Annotated in this window: 28 protein-coding genes and 1 pseudogene; 18 read left to right on the top strand and 11 right to left on the bottom strand. The window is 71.9% G+C overall.

What is annotated here, in order from left to right; translation table 11 throughout:
- The first annotated feature begins 94 nt into the window (after window positions 1–94).
- Window positions 95–1,090 carry a methyltransferase gene (locus ACIHEJ_RS12180; RefSeq protein WP_400135135.1) on the top strand — a complete coding sequence of 332 codons (996 nt, stop codon included), beginning with the start codon at window positions 95–97 and terminating at the stop codon, window positions 1,088–1,090.
- 76 nt (window positions 1,091–1,166) lie between these two features.
- On the opposite strand, the gene ACIHEJ_RS12175 is transcribed toward ACIHEJ_RS12180, so the two are convergent.
- The 7 genes from ACIHEJ_RS12175 to ACIHEJ_RS12145 are packed head-to-tail and all read right to left on the bottom strand — an operon-like array spanning window position 1,167 to window position 6,318.
- Complete coding sequence (locus ACIHEJ_RS12175) at window positions 1,167–1,499, bottom strand: TcmI family type II polyketide cyclase (protein WP_400134517.1); 333 nt, start codon at window positions 1,497–1,499, stop codon at window positions 1,167–1,169.
- 20 nt (window positions 1,500–1,519) lie between these two features.
- Window positions 1,520–1,999 (bottom strand): SRPBCC family protein, encoded by a 480-nt coding sequence (locus ACIHEJ_RS12170; RefSeq protein ID WP_400134515.1) that lies wholly within the window; start codon window positions 1,997–1,999, stop codon window positions 1,520–1,522.
- A 1-nt stretch (window position 2,000) separates the two neighbouring features.
- Entirely contained in the window at window positions 2,001–2,255 is a 255-nt protein-coding gene (locus ACIHEJ_RS12165; RefSeq protein ID WP_400134513.1) for an acyl carrier protein, read from the bottom strand.
- A 22-nt stretch (window positions 2,256–2,277) separates the two neighbouring features.
- Window positions 2,278–3,522 (bottom strand): ketosynthase chain-length factor, encoded by a 1,245-nt coding sequence (locus tag ACIHEJ_RS12160; RefSeq protein WP_400134512.1) that lies wholly within the window; start codon window positions 3,520–3,522, stop codon window positions 2,278–2,280.
- Window positions 3,519–4,787 carry a beta-ketoacyl-[acyl-carrier-protein] synthase family protein gene (locus ACIHEJ_RS12155; protein ID WP_400134510.1) on the bottom strand — a complete coding sequence of 423 codons (1,269 nt, stop codon included), beginning with the start codon at window positions 4,785–4,787 and terminating at the stop codon, window positions 3,519–3,521. Before ACIHEJ_RS12155 ends, ACIHEJ_RS12160 begins: the two co-directional genes overlap by 4 nt.
- Complete coding sequence (locus ACIHEJ_RS12150) at window positions 4,784–5,221, bottom strand: cupin domain-containing protein (RefSeq protein ID WP_400134509.1); 438 nt, start codon at window positions 5,219–5,221, stop codon at window positions 4,784–4,786. The genes ACIHEJ_RS12155 and ACIHEJ_RS12150 overlap by 4 nt, the downstream gene beginning before the upstream one ends.
- A 35-nt stretch (window positions 5,222–5,256) precedes the next feature.
- Entirely contained in the window at window positions 5,257–6,318 is a 1,062-nt protein-coding gene (locus ACIHEJ_RS12145) for a SchA/CurD-like domain-containing protein (protein ID WP_400134507.1), read from the bottom strand.
- A gap of 199 nt (window positions 6,319–6,517) precedes the next feature.
- Here ACIHEJ_RS12145 and ACIHEJ_RS12140 point away from each other — a divergent pair, with 199 nt between their 5' ends.
- Window positions 6,518–8,164, top strand: coding sequence for an FAD-dependent oxidoreductase (locus ACIHEJ_RS12140; RefSeq protein WP_400134505.1), 1,647 nt, complete (start codon window positions 6,518–6,520; stop codon window positions 8,162–8,164).
- A gap of 144 nt (window positions 8,165–8,308) precedes the next feature.
- On the opposite strand, the gene ACIHEJ_RS12135 is transcribed toward ACIHEJ_RS12140, so the two are convergent.
- Window positions 8,309–8,779, bottom strand: coding sequence for an RDD family protein (locus ACIHEJ_RS12135; RefSeq protein WP_400134503.1), 471 nt, complete (start codon window positions 8,777–8,779; stop codon window positions 8,309–8,311).
- A 209-nt stretch (window positions 8,780–8,988) separates the two neighbouring features.
- Here ACIHEJ_RS12135 and glnA point away from each other — a divergent pair, with 209 nt between their 5' ends.
- The 6 genes and pseudogenes from glnA (at window position 8,989) to ACIHEJ_RS12105 (ending at window position 14,328) form a co-directional block, all read left to right on the top strand.
- Window positions 8,989–10,398: a type I glutamate--ammonia ligase gene (glnA, locus tag ACIHEJ_RS12130; RefSeq protein ID WP_400134501.1), complete on the top strand. Its 1,410-nt coding sequence runs from the start codon at window positions 8,989–8,991 to the stop codon at window positions 10,396–10,398.
- Window positions 10,399–10,492: 94 nt separating this feature from the next.
- Window positions 10,493–10,942: pseudogene (locus ACIHEJ_RS12125) on the top strand (GlxA family transcriptional regulator); the annotation flags it as partial.
- Between the two features lie 100 nt (window positions 10,943–11,042).
- On the top strand, window positions 11,043–11,300 hold the full coding sequence (locus ACIHEJ_RS12120; protein WP_366016065.1) for a hypothetical protein: 258 nt from the start codon (window positions 11,043–11,045) through the stop codon (window positions 11,298–11,300).
- Window positions 11,301–11,308: 8 nt separating this feature from the next.
- On the top strand, window positions 11,309–12,712 hold the full coding sequence (locus ACIHEJ_RS12115; protein ID WP_400134499.1) for a hypothetical protein: 1,404 nt from the start codon (window positions 11,309–11,311) through the stop codon (window positions 12,710–12,712).
- Between the two features lie 108 nt (window positions 12,713–12,820).
- Window positions 12,821–13,741, top strand: coding sequence for a zinc metalloprotease HtpX (gene htpX, locus ACIHEJ_RS12110; protein WP_400134497.1), 921 nt, complete (start codon window positions 12,821–12,823; stop codon window positions 13,739–13,741).
- Between the two features lie 2 nt (window positions 13,742–13,743).
- Window positions 13,744–14,328: a hypothetical protein gene (locus ACIHEJ_RS12105; RefSeq protein ID WP_400134496.1), complete on the top strand. Its 585-nt coding sequence runs from the start codon at window positions 13,744–13,746 to the stop codon at window positions 14,326–14,328.
- 16 nt (window positions 14,329–14,344) lie between these two features.
- Here the strand turns inward: ACIHEJ_RS12105 and ACIHEJ_RS12100 are convergent, their stop codons facing one another.
- Window positions 14,345–14,617, bottom strand: a complete 273-nt coding sequence (locus tag ACIHEJ_RS12100) for a hypothetical protein (RefSeq protein WP_400134494.1) — start codon at window positions 14,615–14,617, stop codon at window positions 14,345–14,347.
- Between the two features lie 134 nt (window positions 14,618–14,751).
- On the opposite strand from ACIHEJ_RS12100, the gene ACIHEJ_RS12095 reads away from it, so the two are divergent.
- Window positions 14,752–15,498 (top strand): alpha/beta hydrolase, encoded by a 747-nt coding sequence (locus tag ACIHEJ_RS12095; protein ID WP_400134492.1) that lies wholly within the window; start codon window positions 14,752–14,754, stop codon window positions 15,496–15,498.
- 315 nt (window positions 15,499–15,813) lie between these two features.
- On the opposite strand, the gene ACIHEJ_RS12090 is transcribed toward ACIHEJ_RS12095, so the two are convergent.
- On the bottom strand, window positions 15,814–16,128 hold the full coding sequence (locus ACIHEJ_RS12090) for a hypothetical protein (protein ID WP_400134490.1): 315 nt from the start codon (window positions 16,126–16,128) through the stop codon (window positions 15,814–15,816).
- A gap of 219 nt (window positions 16,129–16,347) precedes the next feature.
- On the opposite strand from ACIHEJ_RS12090, the gene ACIHEJ_RS12085 reads away from it, so the two are divergent.
- A complete protein-coding gene (locus tag ACIHEJ_RS12085; RefSeq protein WP_400134489.1) occupies window positions 16,348–16,716 on the top strand; it encodes an arsenate reductase family protein in 369 nt (122 codons plus the stop codon).
- 120 nt (window positions 16,717–16,836) lie between these two features.
- Entirely contained in the window at window positions 16,837–17,562 is a 726-nt protein-coding gene (locus tag ACIHEJ_RS12080; RefSeq protein ID WP_400134487.1) for a hypothetical protein, read from the top strand.
- Between the two features lie 3 nt (window positions 17,563–17,565).
- Here the strand turns inward: ACIHEJ_RS12080 and ACIHEJ_RS12075 are convergent, their stop codons facing one another.
- Window positions 17,566–18,423: an alpha/beta fold hydrolase gene (locus tag ACIHEJ_RS12075; protein WP_400134485.1), complete on the bottom strand. Its 858-nt coding sequence runs from the start codon at window positions 18,421–18,423 to the stop codon at window positions 17,566–17,568.
- 82 nt (window positions 18,424–18,505) lie between these two features.
- Here ACIHEJ_RS12075 and ACIHEJ_RS12070 point away from each other — a divergent pair, with 82 nt between their 5' ends.
- The 7 genes from ACIHEJ_RS12070 (at window position 18,506) to ACIHEJ_RS12040 (ending at window position 26,042) form a co-directional block, all read left to right on the top strand.
- Window positions 18,506–18,988 carry a MarR family transcriptional regulator gene (locus ACIHEJ_RS12070; protein WP_400135134.1) on the top strand — a complete coding sequence of 161 codons (483 nt, stop codon included), beginning with the start codon at window positions 18,506–18,508 and terminating at the stop codon, window positions 18,986–18,988.
- A 140-nt stretch (window positions 18,989–19,128) separates the two neighbouring features.
- Entirely contained in the window at window positions 19,129–20,160 is a 1,032-nt protein-coding gene (gene glnII, locus ACIHEJ_RS12065) for a glutamine synthetase (RefSeq protein ID WP_400134483.1), read from the top strand.
- A gap of 559 nt (window positions 20,161–20,719) precedes the next feature.
- Window positions 20,720–21,292, top strand: a complete 573-nt coding sequence (locus ACIHEJ_RS12060) for a winged helix-turn-helix domain-containing protein (RefSeq protein ID WP_400134481.1) — start codon at window positions 20,720–20,722, stop codon at window positions 21,290–21,292.
- Between the two features lie 65 nt (window positions 21,293–21,357).
- Window positions 21,358–22,413: an NAD-dependent epimerase/dehydratase family protein gene (locus ACIHEJ_RS12055; RefSeq protein ID WP_400134479.1), complete on the top strand. Its 1,056-nt coding sequence runs from the start codon at window positions 21,358–21,360 to the stop codon at window positions 22,411–22,413.
- Between the two features lie 31 nt (window positions 22,414–22,444).
- On the top strand, window positions 22,445–23,710 hold the full coding sequence (locus ACIHEJ_RS12050) for a sensor histidine kinase (protein ID WP_400134477.1): 1,266 nt from the start codon (window positions 22,445–22,447) through the stop codon (window positions 23,708–23,710).
- Entirely contained in the window at window positions 23,695–24,345 is a 651-nt protein-coding gene (locus tag ACIHEJ_RS12045) for a LuxR C-terminal-related transcriptional regulator (RefSeq protein ID WP_400134475.1), read from the top strand. Before ACIHEJ_RS12050 ends, ACIHEJ_RS12045 begins: the two co-directional genes overlap by 16 nt.
- 137 nt (window positions 24,346–24,482) lie before the next feature.
- Window positions 24,483–26,042 carry a DUF1996 domain-containing protein gene (locus ACIHEJ_RS12040; RefSeq protein WP_400134473.1) on the top strand — a complete coding sequence of 520 codons (1,560 nt, stop codon included), beginning with the start codon at window positions 24,483–24,485 and terminating at the stop codon, window positions 26,040–26,042.

Here is a 26,042-nt window from a genome sequence, read left to right as displayed (position 1 = left end):
CCATCCACGCAAGGAAGGAAGGCGGCACATGACCGCATCCCCCGAGCTCTCGGCTCCCGTCGAGCAGGGAGCGCCCCCCTCCCCTCCGCCGTCGATGCGGCTGAGAGAGCTCGTGTTCGGGGCGGCCTGTGCCGCCGCCGTCCGCGCCGCCGCCCGGCTGGGCGTCGCCGACGCCCTCGGGGACGTCCCCATGTCCGCGGAGGAGCTGGCCGCCGCCGTGCGGGCCGAGCCGAAGCCGGTGCGCCGGCTGATGCGCGCCCTGTCCTGCTACGGCGTCTTCACCGAGCGCCCCGACGGCACGTTCGCCCACACCGAGATGTCCCGGCTGCTGCGCGAGGACGACCCGAACAGCCTGCGCAACATCTGCCTGTGGTGCACCGAGCCGTGGACCTGGGACGCCTGGCCCCGGCTGGACCAGGCGGTGCGCAGCGGCCGGAACGTCGTCGAGGACCTCTACGGCAAGGAGTTCTTCGTCTACCTGAACGAGGACGCCCCGGAGTCGGCCGACGTCTTCAACCGCGCGATGACGACGTCCAGCGAGCAGTCGGCCCGCGACGTCGCCGCGCTGCTGGACCTGTCGGGCGCCTCGTCGGTCGCGGACCTCGGGGGCGGGCAGGGGCACGTGGTGGCGTGCCTGCTGGACAAGTACCCGTCGATGCGCGGCTTCCTGCTCGACCTGCCGCGGGTGGTGGAGAACGCCGTGCCGCGGCTGTGCGAGGGCGGCGATCTCGCGGACCGCGCGCGCATCGTGCCCGGCGACATCCGGGAGGCCGTCCCGGTCCAGGCCGACGTCTACATCATCAAGAACATCCTGGAGTGGGACGACGAGTCCACCGCCCGGCTGCTGCGCAACGTCGTCGAGGCCGGCGGCCCCGGCACCCGCGTCGTGGTCATCGAGAACCTGGTCGACGACACCCCGTCGATGCGGTTCAGCACGGCGATGGACCTGCTGCTGCTCCTGAACGTCGGCGGGGCCAAGCACACCACCGACAGCATGGTCCGCCGGCTGACCGGCGCGGGCCTGACCGTCGGTGACATCCGGCCGGTCAACCCCTATCTGCACGCGTTCGACTGCACGGTCTCCGCCTGAGCGCCGCTCCCCCGCAGCGCACCGGTGCCGGGCCCGCGTCGGACGCGGGCCCGGCACCGGTGCGCCGGACGGGGGATCAGACGTCGGCGTCGCGCTCCCAGACGTAGAAGCGCTGCGCCATCGCGTCCTTCGGGGACCGCCAGGTCTCCGGGTCGTACGCGCTGACGTACGCCGAGAGCTGCTCGCTGATCTGCTGGAACTGGGGGTGCGAGCTGACCTTGGCGATGGCCGGTCCCGGATCGCGCCGGGACTCGATGAGGTGCATGTACACATCACCGAACTGGAAGAGGCTGCGCCGGACGACGCCGACGAGGTGGGGCAGCTCTCCCCGGTCGGACTCCGCGAACACCTTGGCGATGTCGGGAGCGGAGCCCGGGGCCATGCGGGCGACGATGAGGGCCTGGTGCACGGTCTTCTCCTCCGTCCGGCTCAGTCGGCCAGGGCCGGGGCGGGACGGTGTCCGGCCGCCGCCTTCTCGATCTTGTCCCGGATGAGGGCCAGCTGGACCTTCGAGTTCTTGTTGATGTTGTCGGTCATCCAGGCGTCGTCGACGGGCGCCTCCGGCTTCATCGCGAAGTCCTGGGTCCAGACCATGCGGGTGCCGGCCGGAACCTCCTCGTACTGCCAGTGGATGTTCATGTGGGCGAAGGGGCCCGTCTCCACCCGGCGGGCCCTGACGCTGAGATGGGCGCGGTCCGTCTCGCGCTCCGAGACCCAGCTCCACACCTTGCCGTTCTCGTCGGGGTGCATGGTGAGCCGGAAGGTGACCTTGTTTCCCTCCTCGGAGAGGATCTCGGCGCTGGCGTACTCGCTGAACAGCTGCGGCCAGTTCGCCACGTCGTTGGTCATGTCCCAGACCAGGTCGACGGGCGCGGCGATGGTGATCTCGTTCTGGGTGTGTCCGGCCATGTCAGGCTCCTGCCATCAGGGTGCTGTTGACGAGGTTGAGGAACTGCCGGGGCGTCTTGCAGCGCTCGGCGTCGACCGGCATCGGGGTGCCGTGCGCGTTCTCCAGTTCGCCGACGATGCCGAGCAGGCCCAGCGAGTCGATGCCGAGGACGTCGAAGCCGGTGTCCGGCTTCTCCTGGAGCTGCTGCGGGGTGACGGTGACCCCGGCGGCCTTCTTCATCAGTGCGGCGAGTTCTTCCACGGTGATCTGGGACATGTGTTCTCCTCCTTTGCTGTGCTCACTCGGCGGCGCCGTGGCGCAGCACGAGCGCGGAGTTCGACCCCATGAGCCCCCGGCTGAGGACCAGCGCCGTGCGCAGCTCGGTGGCGCGGGCCCGTCCGGTGACGAGGTCGAGGTCGTGGCAGATGTCGGCGACGCCCGGGGTGGGCGGGATCAGGCCGTGCTCCATCGCGAGTACGGCGGCCGCGGTGTCCAGCACGGGGGCCGCGCAGTAGCCGCGGCCGATGCCGGTCTTGGGTGCCGTGACGGGGACGCGCCGGCCGTGCCCGCCGAGGGCGTCGGCGAGGGCCAGCGCCTCGGCCCGGTCGGCCTCCGGTACGCCGAGGGCGTCGGCGAAGACCACGTCGATCTCCTCCGGGGCGCAGCCGGCCTCGTCCAGGGCGCCGCGGATGGCGTGCGCGAGCCCGTCGCGGGACTCCGCCCAGCGGGAGGCGCCGGTGAAGGTCGCCGCGTGTCCGGCGAGGGTGGCCCGTACGGGCACCCCGCGCTCGCGCGCCGCGTCCGTCTCCTCCACGACGATCATCGCGCCGCCCTCGGCCGGGACGAACCCGCAGGCGCCGTCGGTGAAGGGCCGGTAGGCGCGGGCCGGGTCGGTCTCGCAGCTCAGCTCGGGGTAGCCGAGCTGGCACACCATCGAGTACGGGGCGAGCGGTGCCTCGGTCGACCCGGCCACGATCACATCGGTGCCACGCCGCACGGCACGGGCCGCGTGGGCGAGGGCGTCCAGTCCGCCGGCCTCGTCGGCGGCGACCACCGAGCAGGGGCCCTTGAAGCCGCGCCGGATGGAGATCTGGCCGGTGCTGGCCGCGTAGAACCAGGCGATGGACTGGTAGGGGCCGACGAACTTGCTGCCCTTGCCCCACAGCTGCTGCAGCTCGCGCTGGCCGAACTCACCGCCGCCGGAGCCGGCCGCGGTGACCACGCCCACGGAGAACGGCTCGCCGTCGGTGTCGGCCCGGCCGAGCCGGGCGTCGTCCAGAGCGAGGTCGGCCGCGGCCATCGCGTAGTGCGTGAAGCGGTCGGTCTGGACCAGGAAGCGCCCCTCGATCGTGGCGGCGGCGTCGAAGCCGCGGACCTCGCCGGCCACCCGCAGCGGCAGGTGCTCACAGCCTTCGCGGGTGATCCGGTCGAGGACGCTGACGCCCTCCTGGACGGACTTCCAGAAGGTCTCGGTACTGGTTCCGTTGGGTGCGACCACGCCGATTCCGGTGACGGCCGCCCGCCGAGGATGTGGTTCGCTCATCGTGTCCTCTCTCTCGGCCGGGTCAGGACCACCGCGGACTGGAAGCCGCCGAAGCCACTGCCGACGGACAGCACGCCGTTCAGCGTCCGCTCGCGGGCGACGCGCGGCACGTAGTCGAGGTCGCACTCGGGGTCGGGAGTCTCGTAGTTCGCCGTGGGCGGTACGACCTGGTTCGCCAGGGCCAGGACGCAGGCCACGATCTCGATCGCGCCGATCGCCCCGAGGGAGTGGCCCACCATGGACTTGATGGAGCTCATGGGGGTGTCGTAGGCGTGCTGCCCCAGGGCCCGCTTCACGGCGGCGGTCTCGTGGCGGTCGTTCTGCCGGGTGCCGGAGCCGTGCGCGTTGACGTAGTCGATCGCGGTGGGGTCGAGGCGGGCGTGGTCCAGGGCGACGTCGATCGCCCGGGCCATCTCCAGGCCCTCACTGGTCAGGCCGGTCATGTGGTAGGCGTTGCCGAAGGTGGCGTAGCCGCCGAGCTCGCAGTACACGTGCGCTCCGCGGGCCCGGGCGTGCTCCAGCTCCTCCAGGACGAGCACCGCGCCGCCCTCGCCCATGACGAACCCGTCACGGTCGTTGTCGAAGGGCCGCGAGGCGTGCGCGGGGTCGTCGTTGTTGGGGGAGGTGGCCTTGATCGCGTCGAAGCACGCCATGGTGATCGGCGATATCGGCGAGTCCGAGGCCCCGGCGATGCATATGTCCGCCCGGCCCTCCTGGACGGTGTGGAAGGCGTAGCCGACGGCGTCCAGGCCCGAGGTGCAGCCGGTGGACACCGTCTGCACCGGACCCTGGGCGCCGAAACGTTCCGCCACCGCGGAGGCGAGGGTGCTCGGCGAGAACGCCCGGTGCAGCTGGGGTTCCGCCCGCCGGTGGTCCACGTCCCAGCGCTCACCGGCGCTGCTGACCAGCACGTAGTCGTGCTCCAGGCGGGTGGTGCCGCCGACGGCGGTGCCCAGGGAGACTCCGACCCGCCAGGGGTCCTCCCGGGCCAGTTCGAGACCCGAGTCACGGACCGCCTCGTCACCTGCGACCAGGGCGAACTGTATGTACCGGTCCGCCCGCTCGACCTGCTCGGCGTCCAGGCCGTACGCGGCCGGGTCGAAGTCGCACTCGGCGGCGATCCTGGACCTGAGGCCGGCGGGGTCGAAGAACGTGATGCCCCGGGTCGCCGTACGGCCTTCGGCGAGCAGGTTCCAGAACGCGGGCGCGCCGATCCCGCCCGGAGCGACGATGCCTATGCCGGTGACCGCCACCCGCCGGGTCATGACAGGACCTGCCCCCGGTCGGCCGGCTCGGCTGCGACGGCGGCGTGCTCCGTCTCCTCCGTGTCGACGTGACCCAGGTTCGGGCGCGGGGCCAGCGGGCCCAGGTGGAAGACGATGCGGGCCTCGGACCTGCCCACGTTGCGGAACCGGTGCCGCATGTTCATGGGGATCATCAGCCCCTGCTCCGGCCGGAGCGGGTGCGGCTCGCCGTCCAGGTCGACCTCGAGCTCGCCGCAGACGACGTACACGAACTCCTCGGAGTACGGGTGGTAGTGCTCACCGATGCGGTCGCCGGGGTTGATGAGGGCCACGCCCATGAAGCCGCTGGTGGAGCCCACCGTGGTCGGGGTGAGCATGGCGCGCAGATCGCCGCCGCGCCGGGTGTTGGGCTCGATCTCGCCGAGGTCCACGATCTTCGGAAGGGGTTTGATCACGACGTTCCTCCGTGGGTGTGCTGCGCCGGCCGGGTTCAGGCGCCCGGCGAGCGGCGGTCGGTGATGAGCTCCATGCGGACCGCGGAGCCCGTCAGCAGGTCGGCCAGTGCGGCCGGCGGGTCGAGGTCCGGACGCTGACCCGCGCGTACGTCGATGAGCCGTACGACGTCGTCGTCACGCTGGTAGATCGTGCTGCGCAGGATCGGGCCGCCCGCGTCCTCCGCCGCCGCCACGTCTCCCTGCGCGAGCAGCTCGGCCAGCCGCATCCCGGAGCCGGGGCGGGCCTGGTAGTGCAGCGCGTGCCGCTCGCCCTCGGCCGCCTCGTCCGCGGTGACGTGGTGCACGGCCGGCAGCGCCGCCCGGGTGAAGAACACCCGTGCGGACTCCTGGTCGTTGAGGTCCCGGTGCTGCTCCAGGTACGGGTTGATGGCCTCCTCGACCGCCCGCACCTCGGGCTGCTGGGCGACGTGCCGCAGCGCCGCGAGCAGGTCGCCGCGCACCTCGATGGCCCGAACCACCCGGTTGCCGTGCATGAAGAGGGAGGTGCGCAGCAGCCGCGTGGTCTCGTCGACCTGCGCCTCGGGCGAGGCGTAGTCCGCGAGGATCCGCGCGACCTCCGGCTCGCTGCCCGGCTTGACCGTGAAGGTGAGCGCGTGCCGGATCACGCCGTCGCCGATCCGCGGGGACACCTGCAGCCGGCGCCCCGCGGAAGGGGCTCCGTTGCCCGTCTCGCGGACGATGTGGAAGCGCAGCGACCGGGTGTCCCGCACGCAGCTGTGCAGCGGCTTCACCATGCGGACGTGCTCCTCGCTGTTCACCCATGCGAGGAACGGCGGAGCGCTCTCCCACTCACTGGTGATGAGCCATTGGGAGGGGTTCTCGATCGACTGGCACAGCTGGTCGCTGATGTGGCCGGGCACCGCCGCGACCTGTTTGCCCAGCTGTTCGTAGGCCTCCAGGAACTGTTGCTGGGCGCCGTCGTGTACGTCCACCAGCAGGACGACCCGGAGGTGGGAGCCGTCGAAGACTGACTGGGAAACCCGTTTCGACACCTGTCGCGTCGACTGTTCCGAAACCTGTTCCGACGTGGTGGTCATGCCGCACATCTCCTTACCGGGGGCAGAGGCCTGCGCCGCCGTCATGACGCGACGTCAGCGCTTTTTGATCCTGTTCCGGTCCTTCGAAGCGCGCGACTCGCGTGAACCAGGCGGGTGATTGAACACGCCAAACCCCTCCCGAGAGGGCATGGAAACTGCAACGCGCCCCACACCCGCACCCCTGCCTCTGGAGCCCCTGATGCAGCAGAAAGCCGATCACCAGGTTCCCGTCCTCGTCGTGGGCGGCTCTCTCGTGGGCCTGTCCCTCTCCCTGTTCCTGGGCCGTCTCGGCGTACCGCACATGCTCGTCGAGCGGCATTCCGGAACCTCCCTCCATCCGCGTGGCCGCGGCAACAACGTGCGGACGATGGAGCTGTTCCGGGTGGCCGGCATCGAGCGGGACATCAAGACGGCGGCCTCGCTCCTCTCGGACAACCACGGGATCCTGCAGACGCCGACGCTGGTCGGCGACGCCGGCGAGTGGCTGTTCCGGGAGATCGACCCCGGCGGCGGGATCGCCCGGTTCAGCCCGACGGCGTGGTGTCTGTGCAGCCAGAACGACCTGGAGCCGGTGCTCCTGAAGGGGGCCCGCGCGCTCGGCGGCGACCTCAGGTACTTCCACGAGCTGGAGTCCTTCTCCCAGGACCCCGAAGGAGTGACGGCGTACGTCCGGGACCGTGACAGCGACGACCTGTACACCGTCCGGGCGGACTACCTGGTCGCCGCCGACGGCCCGCGCAGCCCCGTCCGGAACCGGCTCGCCATCGGGCAGAGCGGCCCCGGCGACATCTTCGCGAACGTGAGCGTCACCTTCCGCTCCAAACTGCTCGCCGACACCGTGGGCGACCGGCGTTTCATCTGCTGCTACCTCACCAGCCCCGAGGCCGACGGCGCCCTGCTCCCCGTCGACAACAAGGAGCACTGGGTCTTCCACGCGCCCTGGCACCCCGAAAACGGCGAAAGGCTCGAGGAGTTCACCGAGGAGCGGCTCCAGCGGCACATCCGCCTGGCCGTCGGCGTGCCCGACCTCGACGTCGAGGTCACCGGCAAGGCGTCCTGGCGCGCCGCCGAACGGGTCGCCGAGCGCTACCGGCACGACCGGGTCTTCCTCGCCGGGGACTCCGCGCACGAGATGTCGCCGACCGGGGCGTTCGGTTCCAACACCGGCATCCAGGACGCGCACAACCTGGCCTGGAAACTGGCCGCCGTCCTCGACGGCTGGGCCGGGCCGGGGCTGCTGGAGACGTACGACGCCGAGCGCCGGCCCGTCGCCCTGGCGACCAGCGCCCGGGCCTCGGCCCGCTCCGTGGAACACAGCCACCCCGGCTTCGCCCCCGCCCCCGGCATCGGCGGCGGCAAGCGCGGCGGCATCCTCAACGTGGTCCTCGGCTACCGCTACCCGCAGGGCGCCGTCGCGGGCGCCGACCCGGACCAGGACGTCGTACCCGACGAGATGCGGCTGACCGGGGAACCGGGCAGCCGGGCCCCGCACCTGTGGCTGCGCCGCTCGGGCGAACGGCTGTCCACGCTCGACCTCTACGAGCGGTCACTGGTGCTGCTGAGCGACGCGGGGTCGGCGGCAGGGGCCGCCTGGCAGGCCGCGGCGCGGCGCATCGCCGGGACGGAGGGGGTACGGCTGGACGCCTACCGGATCGGCGCCGGGGCGCGGGCGGAGCTGCGGTACGACGCGGAGGGCGACGACTGGGCGGCGGCACACGGCACGTCGGTGGACGGGGCGGTGCTGGTGCGGCCGGACGGGTTCGTGGCGTGGCGCGCGGAGGACGCGGCGGCGGATCCGGAGGCGGCGCTGCGGGAGGCGGTCACTGCGGTGCTGCGGAGAGGGTGAGCCGGGGCGTCTCCCCTCCCTCGAGGCACTCGGCGACCGCCCGGGGCGCGGGACCGGACACCCGCACACGGCTCCGCAGTGGGGGCGCGACCGGCCACGACGAAACCGCGTCCCGCAGCCGGGCCGCAGCTCGACGGCGCCGGCTCAGACGCGTACCTCGACCGTCTTCGCCAGCCGGTCGTGCAGCCCCCTGCCGTCGCGGTCCCAGATCAGCGCCGGGATCGCGACGCACAGCAGGACCGTGCGCAGCAGGGCACGCAGCGGGTTGACCGTGCCCGTCTCCAGCGCCACCACCCGGATGCCGAAGATCCGCTTGCCCGGCGTGAAGCCGATCGTGCCGACGGTCAGCACGCTCATGACGAAGAAGACACCCAGCGCCCAGTCACTGGTCGCAGGCACCTTGTAGCCGCCGGTGATCAGGCTGTATGCGATCAGAACGCTCAGACCCCAGTCCACGGCGAGCGCGCCCAGGCGCCGGCCGGGCCGGGCGATCGAGTTGGGCCCCTCTTCGGGCAGCCCGAGCTGTTCGCCCCGGTATCCGAAGTCGGCGCCCGCCTCTTCCATGGCCGCGCGCGGCCCGGAGAGCCACGATCCGATTGCTTGCCTGTTGTCCACGCGACCACGGTACTGCGCCCGAAATGACCGGGGTACGGCGGGGTGTCCCGGGGCTAGGGTGGACTGGTGGCCGGTTAACTTCTGCGAAACAAACGGGTCACGCCCGAGAAATCACCCGTCCCTAGGGTCGAGACCAGCGTGTGCCACCGCACTGGCCGCACGAACGATCTACCACCCCGGCGAGGACGGTCGGGAGTAGGAGGAGCTGGATGTTCCAGAACGCCGACGAGGCCAAGAAGTTCATCGCGGACGAGGAGGTCAAGTTCGTCGACGTCCGCTTCTGCGACCTGCCGGGCGTCATGCAGCACTTCACGGTGCCCGTTGAGGCGTTCGACCCGGACGAGGAGCTGGCCTTCGACGGATCGTCGATCCGTGGCTTCCAGGCCATCCACGAGTCCGACATGGCTCTGCGTGCCGACCTGTCCACGGCCCGTGTCGACCCGTTCCGCCGGGACAAGACCCTCAACATCAACTTCTTCATCCACGACCCGATCACCGGTGAGCAGTACTCCCGTGACCCGCGCAACGTGGCGAAGAAGGCCGAGGCCTACCTCGCGTCGACCGGTATCGCGGACACCGCGTACTTCGGTCCCGAGGCCGAGTTCTACGTCTTCGACTCCGTCCGCTTCGCGACCAGCGCAAACGAGTCCTTCTACCACATCGACTCCGAGGCGGGCGCCTGGAACACCGGCGCCCTGGAGAACAACCGCGGGTACAAGGTCCGCTACAAGGGCGGCTACTTCCCGGTCGCGCCGGTCGACCACTTCGCCGACCTGCGCGCCGAGATCTCCCTCGAGCTGGAGCGGTCGGGCCTGAAGGTCGAGCGCCAGCACCACGAGGTGGGCACCGCCGGCCAGGCGGAGATCAACTACAAGTTCAACACCCTGCTGGCCGCCGCCGACGACCTGCAGCTCTTCAAGTACATCGTGAAGAACGTGGCCTGGCGCAACGGCAAGACCGCGACCTTCATGCCGAAGCCGATCTTCGGTGACAACGGCTCGGGCATGCACGTGCACCAGTCGCTGTGGAGCAACGGCGACCCGCTGTTCTACGACGAGGCCGGTTACGCGGGCCTGTCGGACACCGCCCGCTACTACATCGGCGGCATCCTCAAGCACGCCCCGGCCCTGCTGGCCTTCACCAACCCGACGGTGAACTCGTACCACCGTCTGGTGCCGGGCTTCGAGGCGCCGATCAACCTGGTGTACTCGCAGCGCAACCGCTCCGCGGCCATGCGTATCCCGATCACCGGTTCGAACCCGAAGGCCAAGCGCGTCGAGTTCCGCGCGCCCGACTCCTCCGGCAACCCGTACCTCGCCTTCTCGGCCCTGCTCCTCGCGGGCCTGGACGGCGTCAAGAACAAGATCGAGCCGGCCGAGCCGATCGACAAGGACCTGTACGAGCTGGCTCCCGAGGAGCACGCGAACGTCGCCCAGGTCCCGACCTCGCTGAACGCCGTCCTCGACGCCCTCGAGGCCGACCACGAGTTCCTCCTCCAGGGCGACGTGTTCACGTCCGACCTGATCGAGACGTGGGTCGACTTCAAGCGCACCAACGAGATCGCGCCGCTGCAGCTGCGTCCGCACCCCCACGAGTTCGAGCTGTACTTCGACGTGTGATGTCGCCCCAGGTCAGAGCGGGTAACCGCTCCCCTGGGCCGTCTGTGGGCCGTCGGCCGGCTCTCCCAGCACGGGAGAGCCGGCCGACGGCTTTTCGCTCCGCTCCGATGACTTCGGCGAGGCCGTCGCCCTGCGGGTGGCCCGCCAGCTGGTCATGTACCTGAAGCGGCCGAGCGGGCAGAGCCGGTTCAGCGTGCCCATCGAGCCGGTCTCGACCACCCGGCGCATGACCGGGCTGCGCCACTTCGTCGCCGAGCACATCGCCGAGCCCCTGACCATCGGCGACCTCGCGCGCCACGCCCACCTCAGCGAACGCCAGCTCACCCGGATCTTCAAGACCGAACTCGGCACGACACCGGCCGCCTATGTCGAGGCGGCACGGGTCGAAGCGGCACGGAACCGGCTCGAGACCACCGACGAGACCCTGGAACGCGTCGCGGGCACGTGCGGCTTCGGTACGACCGACACCTTCATCCGGGCGTTCCGGCGCAGACTGGACACGACCCCGACCGAGTACCGCAACCGCTTCCGCCGCTCCGGCTGACCGGCTCGCACACCGCGTGCAACCTTTCCCGCTTCCCAGGCTTCCTACTTTCGGGGGATCATCCCTCTGACCGTGGCGGAACGAGAGAGGTTGAACGGGGATGCCGGAACAGGACGACTGGGAGCGGGAGTTCGACCACAGATGGGCGAACTCCGCCGAGCACAAGGAGCCCTCGGCCCGTGCCCGGATGCTCGCCGCCCGCTGGAAGGAGAACCCGCCGGACCCGGCGCCGTTCCGCGCCGACCCCGACCCGGCGGCACCGCGCCGGTCGTCCTGGGTGTCGACGACGATCGTGCTGGGCTGTGTGGCCGTGGTGATCGTGCTGCTCGGGTACGCGCAGATGCGCTCCCCTTATTAGGAGTGTGCGTGCGGGAGCGGAGCGGGGCGGCGCAGCGGCTCGCCGAGGGCGCGGCGCTGCGGGACGTGCTCGACACCGGTGACCCGGCGGCCTGGCTGGAGCTGGACGAGGGCACGCGGGCCGAGGAGTGGTACTGGCCGCCGGACGCCGGCGCCGGGTGGGAGCGAACGCACGACGGCCGCTCGCTGCTCGCCGCCCTGGCCGCCGGCGCCCCGCTCACCGACGGCCGGCTGGCACTCGCCCTGTGCCACCGCGACGGCCGGGTCCGGCACCGGGCGCTGGGCCGGGCCGCCGGCCGTCCGGAGCTGCTCCCGCTGGTGGCCGTACGGTGCACCGACTGGGCGGAACCGGTCCGCGCGCGGGCCCGGAAGCGGCTCGCTCAGGCCTTGGACGCGGAGACGGCCGCGCGGCTCGCCCCGCTGATCCGGCGCCTCGGCGACCGGTACCGGGGCGACTTCGGGCTCGGACTGCTCGGCGACGTGCTGCGCCGGGCGCCCCGGGAGCGGCTGGATCCGCTCCTCGCCTCCACCGACCGCGCCGTACGCCGGTTCGCCCACGGTCTGGCCGTCGAGACGGGTTCCCTCTCCCCCGTCGAACTGGCCCGCACCGCCGCCCGGGACGACGACGCCGTCATCCAGACGCTGTGCGCGGAGGCCGCGCTCGCCGCCGTCACGGTGGAGAACGCGGCCGAGGTGCTGGACCCGTTGCTCGCGGCGCGCAGTCCACGGGCCCGGTCCGCCGGGGTCACCGCGCTGCGCCGGCTCGGCCGGCCGGAACGGGCCACCGGCTTCCTCGGCGACCGGTCGGCGCTGGTGCGGGCCTGTGCACGGTACGTCCTACGGCAGCACGGGATCGATCCGCTGCCCTGGTACAGGGAGCGCTGCGCCGACCCGGCCGGTCCGGCGCTGCCGCCCGGCGCCGCGATCGGGCTCGGGGAGTGCGGGGAGCGTGCGGACGCCGCACTGCTGTGGCCGCTGCTCGACCACCCGGTGCCGGGGGTGCGGGCGCGGGCGGTGGCCGGGCTGCGGACACTGGACGTGACGGACGTGTCGCGGATGCGGCCGATGCTGGACGATCCGTCGCCCGGGGTGGTCGGCGAGGCCACGCTCGCCCTGCTGCCCTCGGCCGGCTCGCTGCCGGCGCAGTGGCTCCTGCGGCGGCTGGACCCGGCGCGGCCCCGGTGGGAGCGGGTGTCGGCGTGGCGGCTGCTGGACGCCCACGGCGAGGCCGTACGACTGCGGGCGGCCGTGGCGCTGCTGGAGGATCCGGACGTACGGCTGCGCGCGCGGGCGGCGCCGGTCGTGCGGCGGGCCCTGGTGTGGGGGGTGGCGAGCCGGTCGGAGCCGGGGGTCACCGAGCTGCTGGACCGCGGCCGCGCCGTGCTGGAGGGGTCCGCGGCCGCCCCCCGGTGACGCACGGGGAGCCTTTGCTGCTCCTAGGGCCGTTCGGAACCATCCCATGGGAATCGGCGGGTGCACACTGGACAGCGGGACGAGTGCCTGACTGCGGGGTGATGCAAGATGCAGAGCCGCTTCCGGAGTGATCGGCGACTGACCGTGCGCATGGGTCTCACGCTGTTCCTGCTCGGGTTGCTGTACGTGGGGTTCGTCGCCGCGTTGATCGTGCTGCTGAAGTCCTGGCTGCTGGTCGTCGTCCTGGTCGGGGCGATGTTCGTGGCGCAGTTCTGGTTCTCCGACAAGATCGCCATGTTCGCGATGCGCGGGCGGGTGGTGGAGCGGGAGGAGTATCCCGAGCTGCACGCGGTGGTCGACCGGCTGTGCGCGATCGCCGACATGCCCAAACCGGTGGTCGCCGTGTCCGAGATGGACATGCCGAACGCGTTCGCGACCGGGCGCAACCCCGATCACGCCGTGGTCTGCGTGACCACCGGGCTGCTGCGGCGGCTGGAGCCGGCGGAGCTGGAGGGCGTGCTGGCGCACGAGCTGTCGCACGTGGCGCACAAGGACGTGGCCGTGATCACGATCGCGTCCTTCCTCGGGGTGATCGCGGGCCTGATCGTGCGGTTCGCGTTCTACTCACAGGTCCTCGGCGGCGGCCGCAGGGACCAGAACACCGCCGCCGTGTTCGCCGCCGTGATCGGCGTCTCCGCGGCCGTGTACGCGATCAGCTTCCTGCTGATCCGGGCGCTGTCCCGCTACCGGGAGCTGGCGGCCGACCGGGCGGCGGCGCATCTGACCGGGCGGCCCTCGGCGCTGGCGTCGGCACTCACGAAGGTCTCCGGGGACATCGCCCGGATCCCGACCAAGGACCTGCGCACCGCCCAGGCCTTCAACGCCTTCTACTTCACCCCCGCGACCGGCAAGGAGCCGGGCATCGAGCGGTTCTTCTCGACGCACCCGACCCTGGAGCAGCGCCTCCAGCAGCTGGGCCGGATCTCCGCGGAGCTGGGCGAGGCCGCCACCCCCGGGAAGGCGGGCTGAGCGTGGGGCTGCTGGACATTCTGCTGGGCCGTACCAAACCGGTCGCACCCGATCTCGACCAGCTCTTCGCGCTGCCGTCGGCGGCCGTGACCCTGCAGGTCGCAGCCGGTTTCACCGCGACCGGGGGCGGAGCGGTGTGCTTCGCCACGGTGGAGGGAGCCGCCTTCGAGCAGACCCACCGGGAGGTGCAGGCGCTGCTCGACGCGGACACCGACCGCACCGGCCCGCCGGTGGAGCTGCGGCGGGACGACTACGGCTACTCCTGGCTGGTCTCGCAGCGGACCCCCGACCAGCTGCCACAACTGGTCAACGATCTGCACGCGGTGAACAGCTCGATGGAGATCAACGGCTTCGGCCCGCAGCTGCTGTGCTCGCTGGCGGCCTTCGCGGACGACACGGGCCGCAGGCTGGCGCTGGTCTACCTCTACAAGCGCGGCACCTTCTACCCGTTCTGTCCGCTGCCCGGCGCCGCCCAGCACCGGGACAGCGCGCTGGAGCTGCAGGTGAAGGCGGCGCTCGGGAACGACCTGCGGATCGAGCCGGAGCTCAGCCGCTGGTTCCCGGTGTGGGGCGCCCCCGGTCTGTGACCGGGGACGCGCTTGCTCAGCCGCTCTTCTCGCGCTGCTGCCGGCGTGACTCGAAGGGGCGCTCCCGGCGGTAGCGGCGCTCCCACTTGGCCTGCCGGTCCCTGCGGTCCCGGTAGGCCCGGTAGCTGTCCGGCAGGCCGGCCGGGCCGGCGGGCGGTGGCGTGCCGGGCGAACCGCGTCCGTGCGTCGCGTACAGGTACAGCAGGACGACGGCGGCGAGCCACCAGAGGTGGTTTCCGATTCCCAGGATCACCAGGACCAAGGTCCCGGTCACGACGATGCCACGCATGACGGACCTCCGTGAGGTGAGTGCGGTGGGGGTGGAGTGTGTCGGCTTCGTGCCGTTTGTTCAGCGTAGGGAGGCCCGGACCGCCGCTGCATCCCGTTTTCCGGGCCGGGGCCGGCCGTGAGTGAATGGCCGGCATGGGTGAACTCTCCGATTTCGTACACGACTTCGACGGCGAACGGCTCAGCGGGGTGCGCGCCGGGACACCGGGAGTGGCCACTGCGGTGCTGCTGCACGGCGCGGGGAACGGCAGCAAGGAACGGCTGCTGCCGGTGCTCGCCGAGTTCACCGCACAGGGCTGTCACACCCTGGCGTTCGACTTCTCGGGGCACGGCGGGAGCACCGGCACGCTCGGGGAGCTGAGCCTGCGGCGCAGATACGAGCAGGCGGTGGCGGTGCTCGACGCGCACGCCCCGGCGGACGATCCGCTGGTGCTGGTGGGCTTCAGCATGAGCGGCCAGACGGTCGCGGATCTCGTACGGCACTACGGGCGCCGGGTGGCGGCCGTCGGGCTGTGCTCGCCCGCCGTCTACTCCCCCGAGGCCTGGGAGGTGCCGTTCGGGGACGGCCGGGGGCGGTTCAGCGAGATCATCCGTACGCCGGACAGCTGGCGGAACTCGCCCGCGCTGGAGGCGTACCGGACGTACCGGGGCCGGGCGGTGCTGGCGGTCCCGGGCACGGACGCGGTGATCCCGCCGGCTGTGACGGAGGCCGTCCAGGACGCGCTGTCGGTGCGGGCCCGGTACGCGCGCTTCGACCTCCCCGGCGCACAGCACCGGTTGGGGCTGTGGTTCCGGGAGCATCCGGCGGATCTGCGGGAGTTCGTGGCCACCCTGCTGGCGGGGTCGGCCGAGCGGGAGCCGTATACGGTCGGGTCGGCGTAGGCCGCGGCCCGCGCACGGCCGGGCGAACGGCACCCCCGCCCCGGCGCCCGAACGCCGGCCGCCCGGCTCTGTGCGCAGTTCGCGGCGGCCACGGCGGGCAGGGGCTGCGCGGCCCGCTGCGGCACGCCGGGCACCTGCGGCACGCGCGCGCCGGCGCCGGACGTGTCGCCCGCGCCGGGCCTCTGCCGCGGAACGCCGGCCCCGGCCCGGCCTCGACCCCGGCGGGCGACGGCTGGGCTGCGGCGGGCGCCACGGGTGTTCACGGCGGACGTGCGCCGGGCGCCCCGTGCAGCGTGGGATGCCCGGCGCCGGGCGTCAGCGGCTGTAGCGCATGAACGCGCGCACCATGTGGCAGGTGATGTCGGACGGCGGACGCATGCCGATCTCCTCCGCCGTGCTGCGGATGGTGTCGTCGCGGGCCTGGGCCGGCGCGTAGATCCCGGAGTCGAGCAGGGCTATGGCGAGGCGCATGGCCTTCAGGCGGCGGTTGTGCGTGACGTACCACTCGCGCGGCCGGCCGGCCGGCAGGGGCCGCTTCGTCACGGGCTCGTAGGGCGAGTCGAACAGCACGGAACGCTGGGCGGTGGACTGGGTCGGCAACGGCTTCGACTTCAGGGCGGCAGCGGGCACGGGCATCCTCCTGTCGCGGTCAGGCAGCCCTCCGGGGTTCCGGCGACTGTCTCGAACACTGCTTCCAGTCTACCGGCGGCCACTGACAATCGGGGGTTCGCGACGACTGGCAAATGCGCAGGTGGAACGGGAATTTGATGCCCTGTGACAGTCGGTCAGGATGGGGCTGCGGAGGCGCCAGAAATTCGAACAGAGCCGGGGCCGAGTACCGTGTGCCGCATGGAAATCTGGATCAATCCGGCCTGCTCCAAGTGCCGGAGCGCCATCAGCCTGCTCGACGCCGAGGGGGCCGAGTACACCGTCCGCCGGTATCTGGAGGACGTGCCGAGCGAGGACGAGATCAGGGCCGTGCTCGACCGGCTGAACCTCGAGCCGTGGGACATCACCCGCACCCAGGAGGAGGCCGCCAAGGAGCTGGGGCTCAAGGGGTGGGCACGGGACGACGGCACGCGGGACCGGTGGATCACCGCGCTCGCCGAGCACCCCAAGCTCATCCAGCGCCCGATCATCACCGCCGACGACGGAACGGCGCTGGTGGCCCGCTCCGAGGACGCCGTCCGGGAGGCCCTGGCCCACAACAAGAGCTGAGCGACGCTCAACTCCCTTGTGACGCAGGTTACTTCATGGACCTCGAGAACCGCTGAGTAACCTCGTTCGGCATCTCGTACATAGCGGCGTACGCTCCCCTACCTCTTTCAGGAGGCGCGCATGTCGCGTAGGCGAACACTCGGCACGAAGAAGAAGGTCGCGCTGCTCGTCACCGCCGCCGCGGTGGCGGGCGGCGGGGCCTTCGCACTGGCCACCACGTCCAATGCCGCCCAGTCGGCGCACGACGCGAAGACGCTGTCGGCCGGGAACTCGACGGTCTGCCAGGGGCTGGCCACGGCCCACGGCAACAACGACAAGTTCATCGCGGACCAGAAGGCGCACCCGGACGCCCAGTCGGCGGCCCGGATCGCCAACCGCGAGGCGGTCATCAAGCAGATCGAGGTCCAGCAGAAGGCGGCCGGCTGCACGGTTGGGGAGTCGGCTCAGGACTCCCAGGCGGCGCAGGGCGGCGACAACGGCGGTCAGCAGGCCGGTGGCAACGGTGGCCAGCAGGCCGGCGGCGCTCAGGCGGGCGCTGCCCCCTCGCAGTCCGCCCCCGCGGCGGGCGACAACTCCGGTGGCGCGGCCGCGGGCTCCGGCCAGCAGGTCTGCAAGGGCTCCACGGTGACCCTGTCCGGCGAGGCCGGTGCCCCGGCCGCGTCCAGCAACCAGTTCCCGGCGGGGACGACCCTGAAGGTCACCAACCTGGACAACAACAAGTCCACGACGGTGAAGGTCACCTCGGTCTCCGGCAGCTGTGTCCTGCTCAACAACGCGGCCTTCGAACAGGTGCGGGAGCCCGGCAAGTTCCTCATCCGCCGAGCGGTGATCGAGAAGGTGGGGTGAGGCTCAGGGACCGGACAGGAAATCCATGAGATGGCGGTTGAGGGCGCTCGGGCCCGTCTGCGGCAGCGCGTGGTGCGACACGTCCGGCAGGACGGCGGTCTCCACGCGCGGCAGGAGTCCGGCCGCCCGGGCCGCCACCTCACGAGGGTCATGGGTCCTGCTGTTCGCGGCCACGAGCAGCAGGACCGGCACGTCCAGGCCGCGCAGCGCGTCCGGGGCCGGGCGCGGCCCGGTCACCGGCCGCGCGGCCGGGAAACCCGCGGCCGCCTCCTGAAGGGCGAGCCAGTCCGGGTCCGCAGCACTCCCCCCGCTCTCCCAGTCCAGGAAGGCGCGGACCCGGCGGGGCGTGGGCCGCAGCAGCATCGGCAGGGCGTGGAGCAGGTACGCCGCCTTGAACCCGGCGAAGCACCTGGTCGGGTCCAGGAGGAACAGGCGGCGCACCCGGGCCGGGGCGCGCAGGGCGTGGTGCAGGGCGATCCAGCCGCCGTAGGAGTGCGCGCCCACGTCGGCCGCGACGGCGCCCAGCCCGTCGAGCACGGCGTCCAGCCAGTCGGCCAGGTCGGCGACCGTACGGGGGTGGCGGTCGCCGGCCGGGGCGCTCAGGCCCGCGGCGCCGGGCAGGTCGGGGGCGTACACGCGGCGGACGCCGGAGAGGTCCGCCGCCTGCGCGTACCAGGAGGCCGAGGTGGCCCCGCCGCCGCCCGGGAGCAGGAGCAGCGGGGGCGCGTCGCGCGGGCCGCAGGCGTTGACCCGGGTGTCACCGAAGGGCGTGGCGACCGTCAGCGCCTCGCGGTCCCCGGGCCATTTCGCCAGAACCTTGTCGTACGCGGCACGGAAGGCCTCGTCGTCGTGTCCCGCCACGGGATCGCCCCCTTATTATCTCGCTGAACGAGATACTCGCTCAGCGAGATAATAGCGCCGGAGGCCCCGCTTGCAGCCCGAAATGGAGATCGTCCATCTGCTGCGTGCCGTAGCCGTCGAACTCGGCCTGCACAGCGCCCGGTTCGCGGACCGCAACGGCATGCACCCCACGGACGTACGCGCCCTGATCGCGCTCATGGACGCGCGGCGGGCGGGCGAGGAGATGACCGCCGGGCGGCTCGGAGTCGCGCTCGGGCTCAACTCCGCGGGCACGACCGCGCTCGTCGACCGGCTGGAGCGGGCCGGTCATGTGCGGCGGGTGCGCGCGGAGCGGGACCGGCGACGCGTGCTGATCGAGGTGGAGGAGCGCGCCGTCGAACTGGGGTGGGCGTCCTTCGGGCCGCTGATCGAGCGGTCCGTGGAGCTGCTGCGCGGCTACGACGACCAACAGCGCGCCGTGATCCGGGAGTTCCTCGACGGGGTGCGCAACGCCGCGGCGGAGAGCGGCCCTACTCGACCCGAGGACGCCTCACAAGGTGATCCGCACCACAAAACCCCCAGGTAACACGGGGTTCACATTCGAGCAATGACCGGGAAACCGCCTGTTGACAGGCTGCGGGACAGATCGAACACGGCGCCCCGATGCCGCAGCGCCGCAGCACCAGCACCGAGTGCGCCCGCCCCACCCCCGAAGGATGTGCCCCCGTGACCTTCAAGGCTGAATACATCTGGATCGACGGCACCGCGCCGACGGCGAAGCTGCGTTCCAAGACGAAGATCATCGCGGGCGCCTTCGCCGGTCTCGAGACCCTGCCGATCTGGGGCTTCGACGGCTCCTCCACCAACCAGGCCGAGGGCCACTCCTCGGACCGCGTGCTCAAGCCGGTCTTCACCTGCCCGGACCCGATCCGCGGCGGCGACGACATCCTGGTGCTGTGCGAGGTCCTCGACATCGACATGACCCCGCACCGGTCCAACACGCGGGCCGCGCTGGCCGAGGTCGCCGAGCGGTTCGCCGCGCAGGAGCCGGTCTTCGGCATCGAGCAGGAGTACACCTTCTTCGACGGCTCCCGTCCGCTGGGCTTCCCCGAGAACGGCTTCCCGGCCCCGCAGGGCGGCTACTACTGCGGCGTCGGCGCCGACGAGATCTTCGGCCGTGACGTCGTCGAGGCCCACCTGGACAACTGCCTGAAGGCCGGTCTCTCGATCTCCGGCATCAACGCCGAGGTCATGCCCGGCCAGTGGGAGTTCCAGGTCGGCCCGGTCTCCCCGCTGGAGGTCTCCGACCAGCTGTGGGTGGCCCGCTGGCTGCTGTACCGCACCGCCGAGGACTTCGGCATCTCCGCGACCCTGGACCCGAAGCCGGTCAAGGGTGACTGGAACGGCGCGGGCGCGCACACCAACTTCTCCACCAAGGCCATGCGCGAGGGCTACGACGCGATCATCACCGCGTGCGAGTCGCTCGGCGAGGGCTCCAAGCCGCTGGACCACGTCAAGAACTACGGCGCCGGCATCGACGAGCGCCTGACGGGCCTGCACGAGACCGCCCCGTGGGACGAGTACTCCTACGGCGTCTCGGACCGCGGCGCCTCGGTCCGTATCCCGTGGCAGGTCGAGAAGGACGGCAAGGGCTACATCGAGGACCGCCGCCCGAACGCCAACGTCGACCCGTACGTGGTGACCCGCCTGCTGGTGGACACCTGCTGCTCCGCGCTGGAGAAGGCCGGCCAGGTCTGATCCCTCCCCGCCTTCCGCCAGGGGCGCCCACCGTGACGGTGGGCGCCCCTGCTGCGTGTCGTGCGGCCCGTGGAGACGGTGCGCCCCCTCGCCCGGCGGCTGGTCGCCGCGGCTTCCGGCGACCGCGAAGCTGTTCGACCGCCCCTCCTGTCCGCATGCCGAGACGGCGTTCCGGTACGTCCGTCGGCGGCAAGCCGCTGATCAGGGCCGTAGGCCCGCCCCGGAGGCTCACATGTCGTCAACTTCACGCCATGGAAGCGTCCAAGCAGTGAGAGAGGACTCCTGTCCGGCGCCCGGGTCTGCTTCAATGGGCGCATGGCAGGCTTCCAGAACCACACCGCGACGGGTCGCCATGACCTCGAGCCGTTCTGGCCTTCCCGTCAGCACCACGACTTCGACCGTGTGTGTTGCCGCGCGATGAACGCGCGGGCCCTCTAAAGCCGTAACCCCCCGGCCTTCGGCCAGCGCGAAACGACGAACGTCCCTCCGGCGCGCCCGACCACGAATCGCGGCCGTCGCACCTCCCGACGAACTCCTCGCGCGAAAGAGCTGACCTCTCATGGCGACCACTCGTTCTCTCTCCACCACCCTGGCCTCCCCCGCCCCGAACGGCACCCGGCACCGGCTCCGGGCCGTCGACCGGGACGAGGTGGTCGACGTCGCGGACTTCCTGCCGCCCGGCGCCACCTGGCTGCCCGCGCCGCAGCACACCCTCCCCGCCCTGCCCGGCCGGCCCCCGATGGTCGGCTACCTGGTGCTCGTCCCGGCCGACCAGCGGCCGCCGTTCCTGCCGGTCGCGGTCCCGGACCAGCCGGAGGCTGCCCCCGGCACGGACACCGACCCGCTGGTGCGGATCGACCCCGTGCAGCGCACCGCCAGCGTCGACGGCCGCGAACTCGACCTCACCTACCTGGAGTTCGAGCTGCTCACGCACCTGGTGGCGCACCCGCACCGGGTGCACACCCGCGACCAGCTGGTCACCACCGTGTGGGGTTACGGCCACGTCGGCGACGGCCGCACCGTCGACGTGCACATCGCCCGGCTGCGCCGCAAGCTCGGCGCCGAGCACCGCCGCACGATCCAGACGGTGCGCCGCGTGGGCTACAAGTACACCCCGCCGACCGGCCGCTGACTCCCCGCTCTGCCCTCGGCAGAGGGCCGTACCGCCGCGCGCCCGGGGCGGGCATGCTCAGCCGCATGAGACTTCTGGTGCTGGGCGGTACGGAGTTCGTGGGGCGGGCCGTCGTGGAGGCCGCGCTGGGCCGCGGCTGGGAGGTGACCGTCTTCCACCGGGGACGGCACCGGCCCCCGCCCGGCGTGCGGTCGTTGCACGGCGACCGCACCGCCCCGGACGGGCCGGCCGCCCTCGCCGCGGACACCGGCGGCTGGGACGCCGTGGTCGACACCTGGTCGGCCGAGCCCCGCGCCGTGCTCGCCGCGGCACGGCTGCTGCGGGGCCGTGCCGGGCGGTACGTGTACGTCTCCAGCCGCTCCGTGTACGCCTGGCCGTGGCCCTCGGCGGGCGGTGCCGCCGAGCGCGGGCCGCTGGTCGAGGGCGCCTTCGCCGACGCGGAGCGGACCGACTACCCCCGGGACAAGCGGGGCGGCGAGCTGGCCGCCCAGGAGGCCTTCGGCGACGAGGACGCGCTGCTGGTGCGGGCCGGGCTGATCCTCGGCCCGTACGAGAACGTGGGCCGGCTGCCCTGGTGGCTGACCCGGATCGCCCGCGGCGGCCCGGTCCTGGCCCCCGGTCCGCGCGATCTGCCCCTGCAGTACATCGACGCACGCGACCTCGCCGAGTGGATCCTGGGCGCGGTGGAGCAGCGGCTGAGCGGGCCGTACGACCTGGTCGGCCCGTCCGGGCACACCACCATGGGCGAGTTCCTCCAGGAGTGCGTCCGGGCCACCGGCGCGGACGCCGAACTGCGCTGGACCGACCCGGAGGTGATCCTGGCGGCCGGCATCGCGCCGTGGACCCAGCTGCCGGTGTGGGTACCGCCGGGCGGCGAGTGGGACGGCGTCCACCACGGCGACGTCTCGCGCGCCCTGGCCACGGGCCTGGTGTGCCGGCCGGTGGGCGAGACCGTCGCGGACACCTGGCGGTGGCTGTCCCGGCTCGGCGGGCCCGCGCCGCTGCGCCCGGACCGTACGGCCAAGGGCCTGGACCCGGAGACGGAGGCGAAGGTGCTGGCCGGGGCAGGCGCGGGGGGTGTACCTGGCACCACCCCCGAGGAGGGGGCCTCGGGCGAGTGACCCCCGTGCGGGTGTCGGCGAGACTGGCGCCATGAACACCGACAGCAAGAGCGACGACCGACGTACCCGCGCCCGTCGGACGACACTGGCCGGCGTGCGGGGGCTGGTGCTGGCCGTCTCCGTACTGCCGTTCAGCGTGGTGTTCCTCGTCCTGACCCTCGTGTCGCTCGCGCTGGTCCCGCTCGGCATCGGGCTGGTCACGACCCCGATGGTGCTGAGCGGCGTACGGGCTCTGGCGGACACCCGCAAGCGACTCGCGGCCGAGTGGTGCGGGGTGCGGATCGGGTCGGCGTACCGGCCGGTCCCGCCCGGTGCCTGGCCGTGGACCCGTACCTCCGTCATGCTCCGCGACCCGCAGACCTGGCGGGACGTGCGCTGGCTGCCGGTGGACATGACGGCGGGCTTCGTCACGGCACTGCTGCCGGCCCTGCTGCTGTTCTATCCCCTCGAGGGGTTCGCGGTGGCGGCCGGGCTGTGGCGGGTGGAGGACGGGCCGTACTGGTATCTCTTCGTGCCGGTCCAGGGCACCCTGACCGCGCTGGCCGCCGCCGCGCTGGCCGCCGTGCTGCTGGTCGTCGCCCTGCGGTACACCCCCCGCCTGCTGACCGTCCACTTCCGGCTCACCCGGGCCGTCCTCGGCACCGACATCGGCGAACTCACCGAGCGTGTGCGGGTGTTGACGGAGACCCGGCAGGACGCCGTGGACACCTCCGCCGCCGAGCTGCGGCGCATCGAGCGGGACCTGCACGACGGCGCGCAGGCCCGGCTCGTCGCCATGGGCATGGACCTCGGAACCGTGGAGATGCTGATCGAACGGGACCCGGCCCAGGCGAAGCGGCTGCTCGCGCAGGCCCGCCGGAACTCGGCCGAGGCCCTGGAGGAGCTGCGTGACCTGGTGCGCGGCATCCATCCGCCGGTCCTCGCCGAACGCGGACTCGGTGACGCCGTACGGGCGCTGGCGCTGCGGCTGCCGCTGCCCACGGAGGTCACCGTGGAGCTGCCCGGCCGCCCGGACGCCCCCGTGGAGTCGGCGGCGTACTTCGCGGTCAGCGAGGTCCTCACCAACGCCGTCAAGCACTCGGGTACCGACCGGATCCGGGTCGACCTGCACCACGCGGACGGCATGCTGCGGATCACCGTGACCGACCACGGCAAGGGCGGCGCGACGGTCGGGGCCGGGTCGGGGCTCGCCGGGGTCGAACGCCGGCTCGGTACATTCGACGGCGTCCTTGCCGTCAGCAGCCCCGCCGGCGGACCCACCCTGGTGACCATGGAGATGCCGTGCGCGTTGTCCTAGCCGAAGACCTCTTCCTGCTGCGCGACGGGCTGGTGCGAATGCTGGAGGCCTTCGGCTTCGAGATCGCCGCCGCCGTCGAGTCCGGCCCGGAGCTGTCCAAGGCGCTGGCCGAGCTGGACCCTGACGTCGCCGTGGTCGACGTACGGCTGCCGCCCACGCACACCGACGAGGGCCTGCAGTGCGCGCTCGCGGCCCGGCGGGCGCGGCCCGGGTTTCCGGTGCTGGTCCTCTCCCAGCACGTGGAGCAGCTGTACGCCCGCGAGCTGCTCGCCGACGGCACCGGCGGGGTCGGCTATCTGCTGAAGGACCGGGTGTTCGACGCGGAGCAGTTCGTGGACGCCGTACGCCGGGTGGCGGCCGGCGGTACGGCGATGGATCCGCAGGTGATCCAGCAATTGCTGTCCCGGCGGGCCGACGACCGGCCGCTCGCCCGGCTCACCCCGCGTGAGCTGGAGGTGCTGCAGCTGATGGCGCAGGGCCGGTCGAACGCGGGCATCGCGGCGCAGCTCGTGGTGACGGAGCGGGCCGTCGCCAAGCACACCTCCAACATCTTCACCAAGCTGGGCCTGGAGGTGTCGGACGACGACAACCGGCGCGTGCTGGCCGTGCTCGCCCATCTCGACCGGGACCGCTGACCTGCCAACTCCGCTGTTTCTGCGAGGAATTTGTGAGACCGGTGAACACCTCTGGGGCGGCGTCCGTATGGAAGGGCGCCGCTTCACTCCTGTCGGGCGCCTCGATGCTGCCCCGCCAAGGAAGTCAGAGGAGTTCCATGGGACGCAACACACGAAAACGCCGTACGCCGCTGGCCACCAAGGCCATTGCCGCATCGGCGGCCCTAGCGCTCGGTGGGGGCGGGCTGATCTGGGCGAACTTCTACGCCTCGGCGCACGAGCCGAGCCACCAGTCGTGGGGAGGCAACCAGACGAAGGCCGCGACGGCGCAGGTCGCGACGATCTCCTGCCCCGACGTCCAGCAGAAGCTGACCAACGTGCCGAACGCGGCGCGCTACGGCGTGGCGCGGGAGCTGGCGAACCTCGACCGGCAGATCACCGAGGCCTACAACCGGCTCGCCTCCACGCGGGACGCGCAGGCCAAGGACGCGAGCTTCGTGCAGAACTCGATCGTCGGCCCCCTGAAGGAGAAGCGGTCGGCGACCATCGACCGGATCAGGATCGACATCCAGCGGGTCGGCGGCTCCTTCGACAACTCGCTCAAGCAGCTCGCCGCCTGTACGACGCAGTCCGCCAACCAGACCACCGCTGGGGGGAACACCGGTGGTCAGCAGCAGAACACCGGTGGTCAGCAGCAGAACACCGGCGGCCAGCAGCAAGGCGGCCAGCAGCAGGGTGGCCAGCAGCAGGGTGGCCAGCAGCAGGGTGGTGCCGGGCAGAACATCGGCGGGCAGGCCGGCAACGGCCCGGTCGCGGCCGACTTCGTCGACATCACCAAGGTCGCGCCGAACGTCCAGGGCAAGCCGCGACAGCTGCAGAACGCCTCGACCGGCACCTTCACCACGCGCTGCGGTGTCAACGCCAACAAGAACCACAACACCGACAACGTGATCGTGGCGCCCGGCGTGACCAACGGCGCGCACCACCTGCACGACTACGTCGGCAACCAGAAGGTCAACGCGTTCTCCAGCAACCAGACGTTCCTGCAGGGCGGCACCAGCTGCCAGAACAGGAACGACCTGTCGTCGTACTACTGGCCGGTGGTCCGCGTCCAGGACGGCTCGCAGGACTTCGACCAGAACGCGGACGGCGGTGGCAAGGAAGGCAACGTCGGCAAGATCCTGACCCCGGTGCAGGCCCAGATCAAGTACGTGGGCAGCCCGGCGAGCAAGGTCGTCGCGATGCCGCAGTTCCTGCGCATCATCACCGGTGACGCCAAGACGACCACCAACGGTCTGGCCAACGCCAACGCGCACTGGAGCTGCACCGGCTTCGAGAACAAGGTGCAGCTCACGCAGCAGTACCCGATCTGCCCGCAGGGCAGCAAGGTGGTGCGGACGTTCGCCTTCCAGAACTGCTGGGACGGGCAGAACATCGACAGCGCCAACCACCGCACGCACGTGGCCTTCGCCGACCCGGCGAGCGGCGTCTGCGGGAACGGCTTCAAGGCGATCCCGCAGCTGACGATGCGCCTGGTGTACGACATCACCCCGCCGACGATCCAGAACGGCCAGGTGAAGAACGCCTACGCCGTGGACGGGTTCCCGGAACAGCTGCACAAGCCGGCGACCGACCACGACGACTTCATCAGCGTCACGACCGGTGGCCTGGCCAACCGGATCGCCAACTGCGTCAACCGCGGCCAGAACTGCGCCTGA

Origin of the sequence: Streptomyces sp. NPDC052301, assembly GCF_044593395.1 — a bacterium.
Lineage (GTDB): Bacteria > Actinomycetota > Actinomycetes > Streptomycetales > Streptomycetaceae > Streptomyces.
This window is presented reverse-complemented; position numbering and strand designations above follow the sequence as displayed.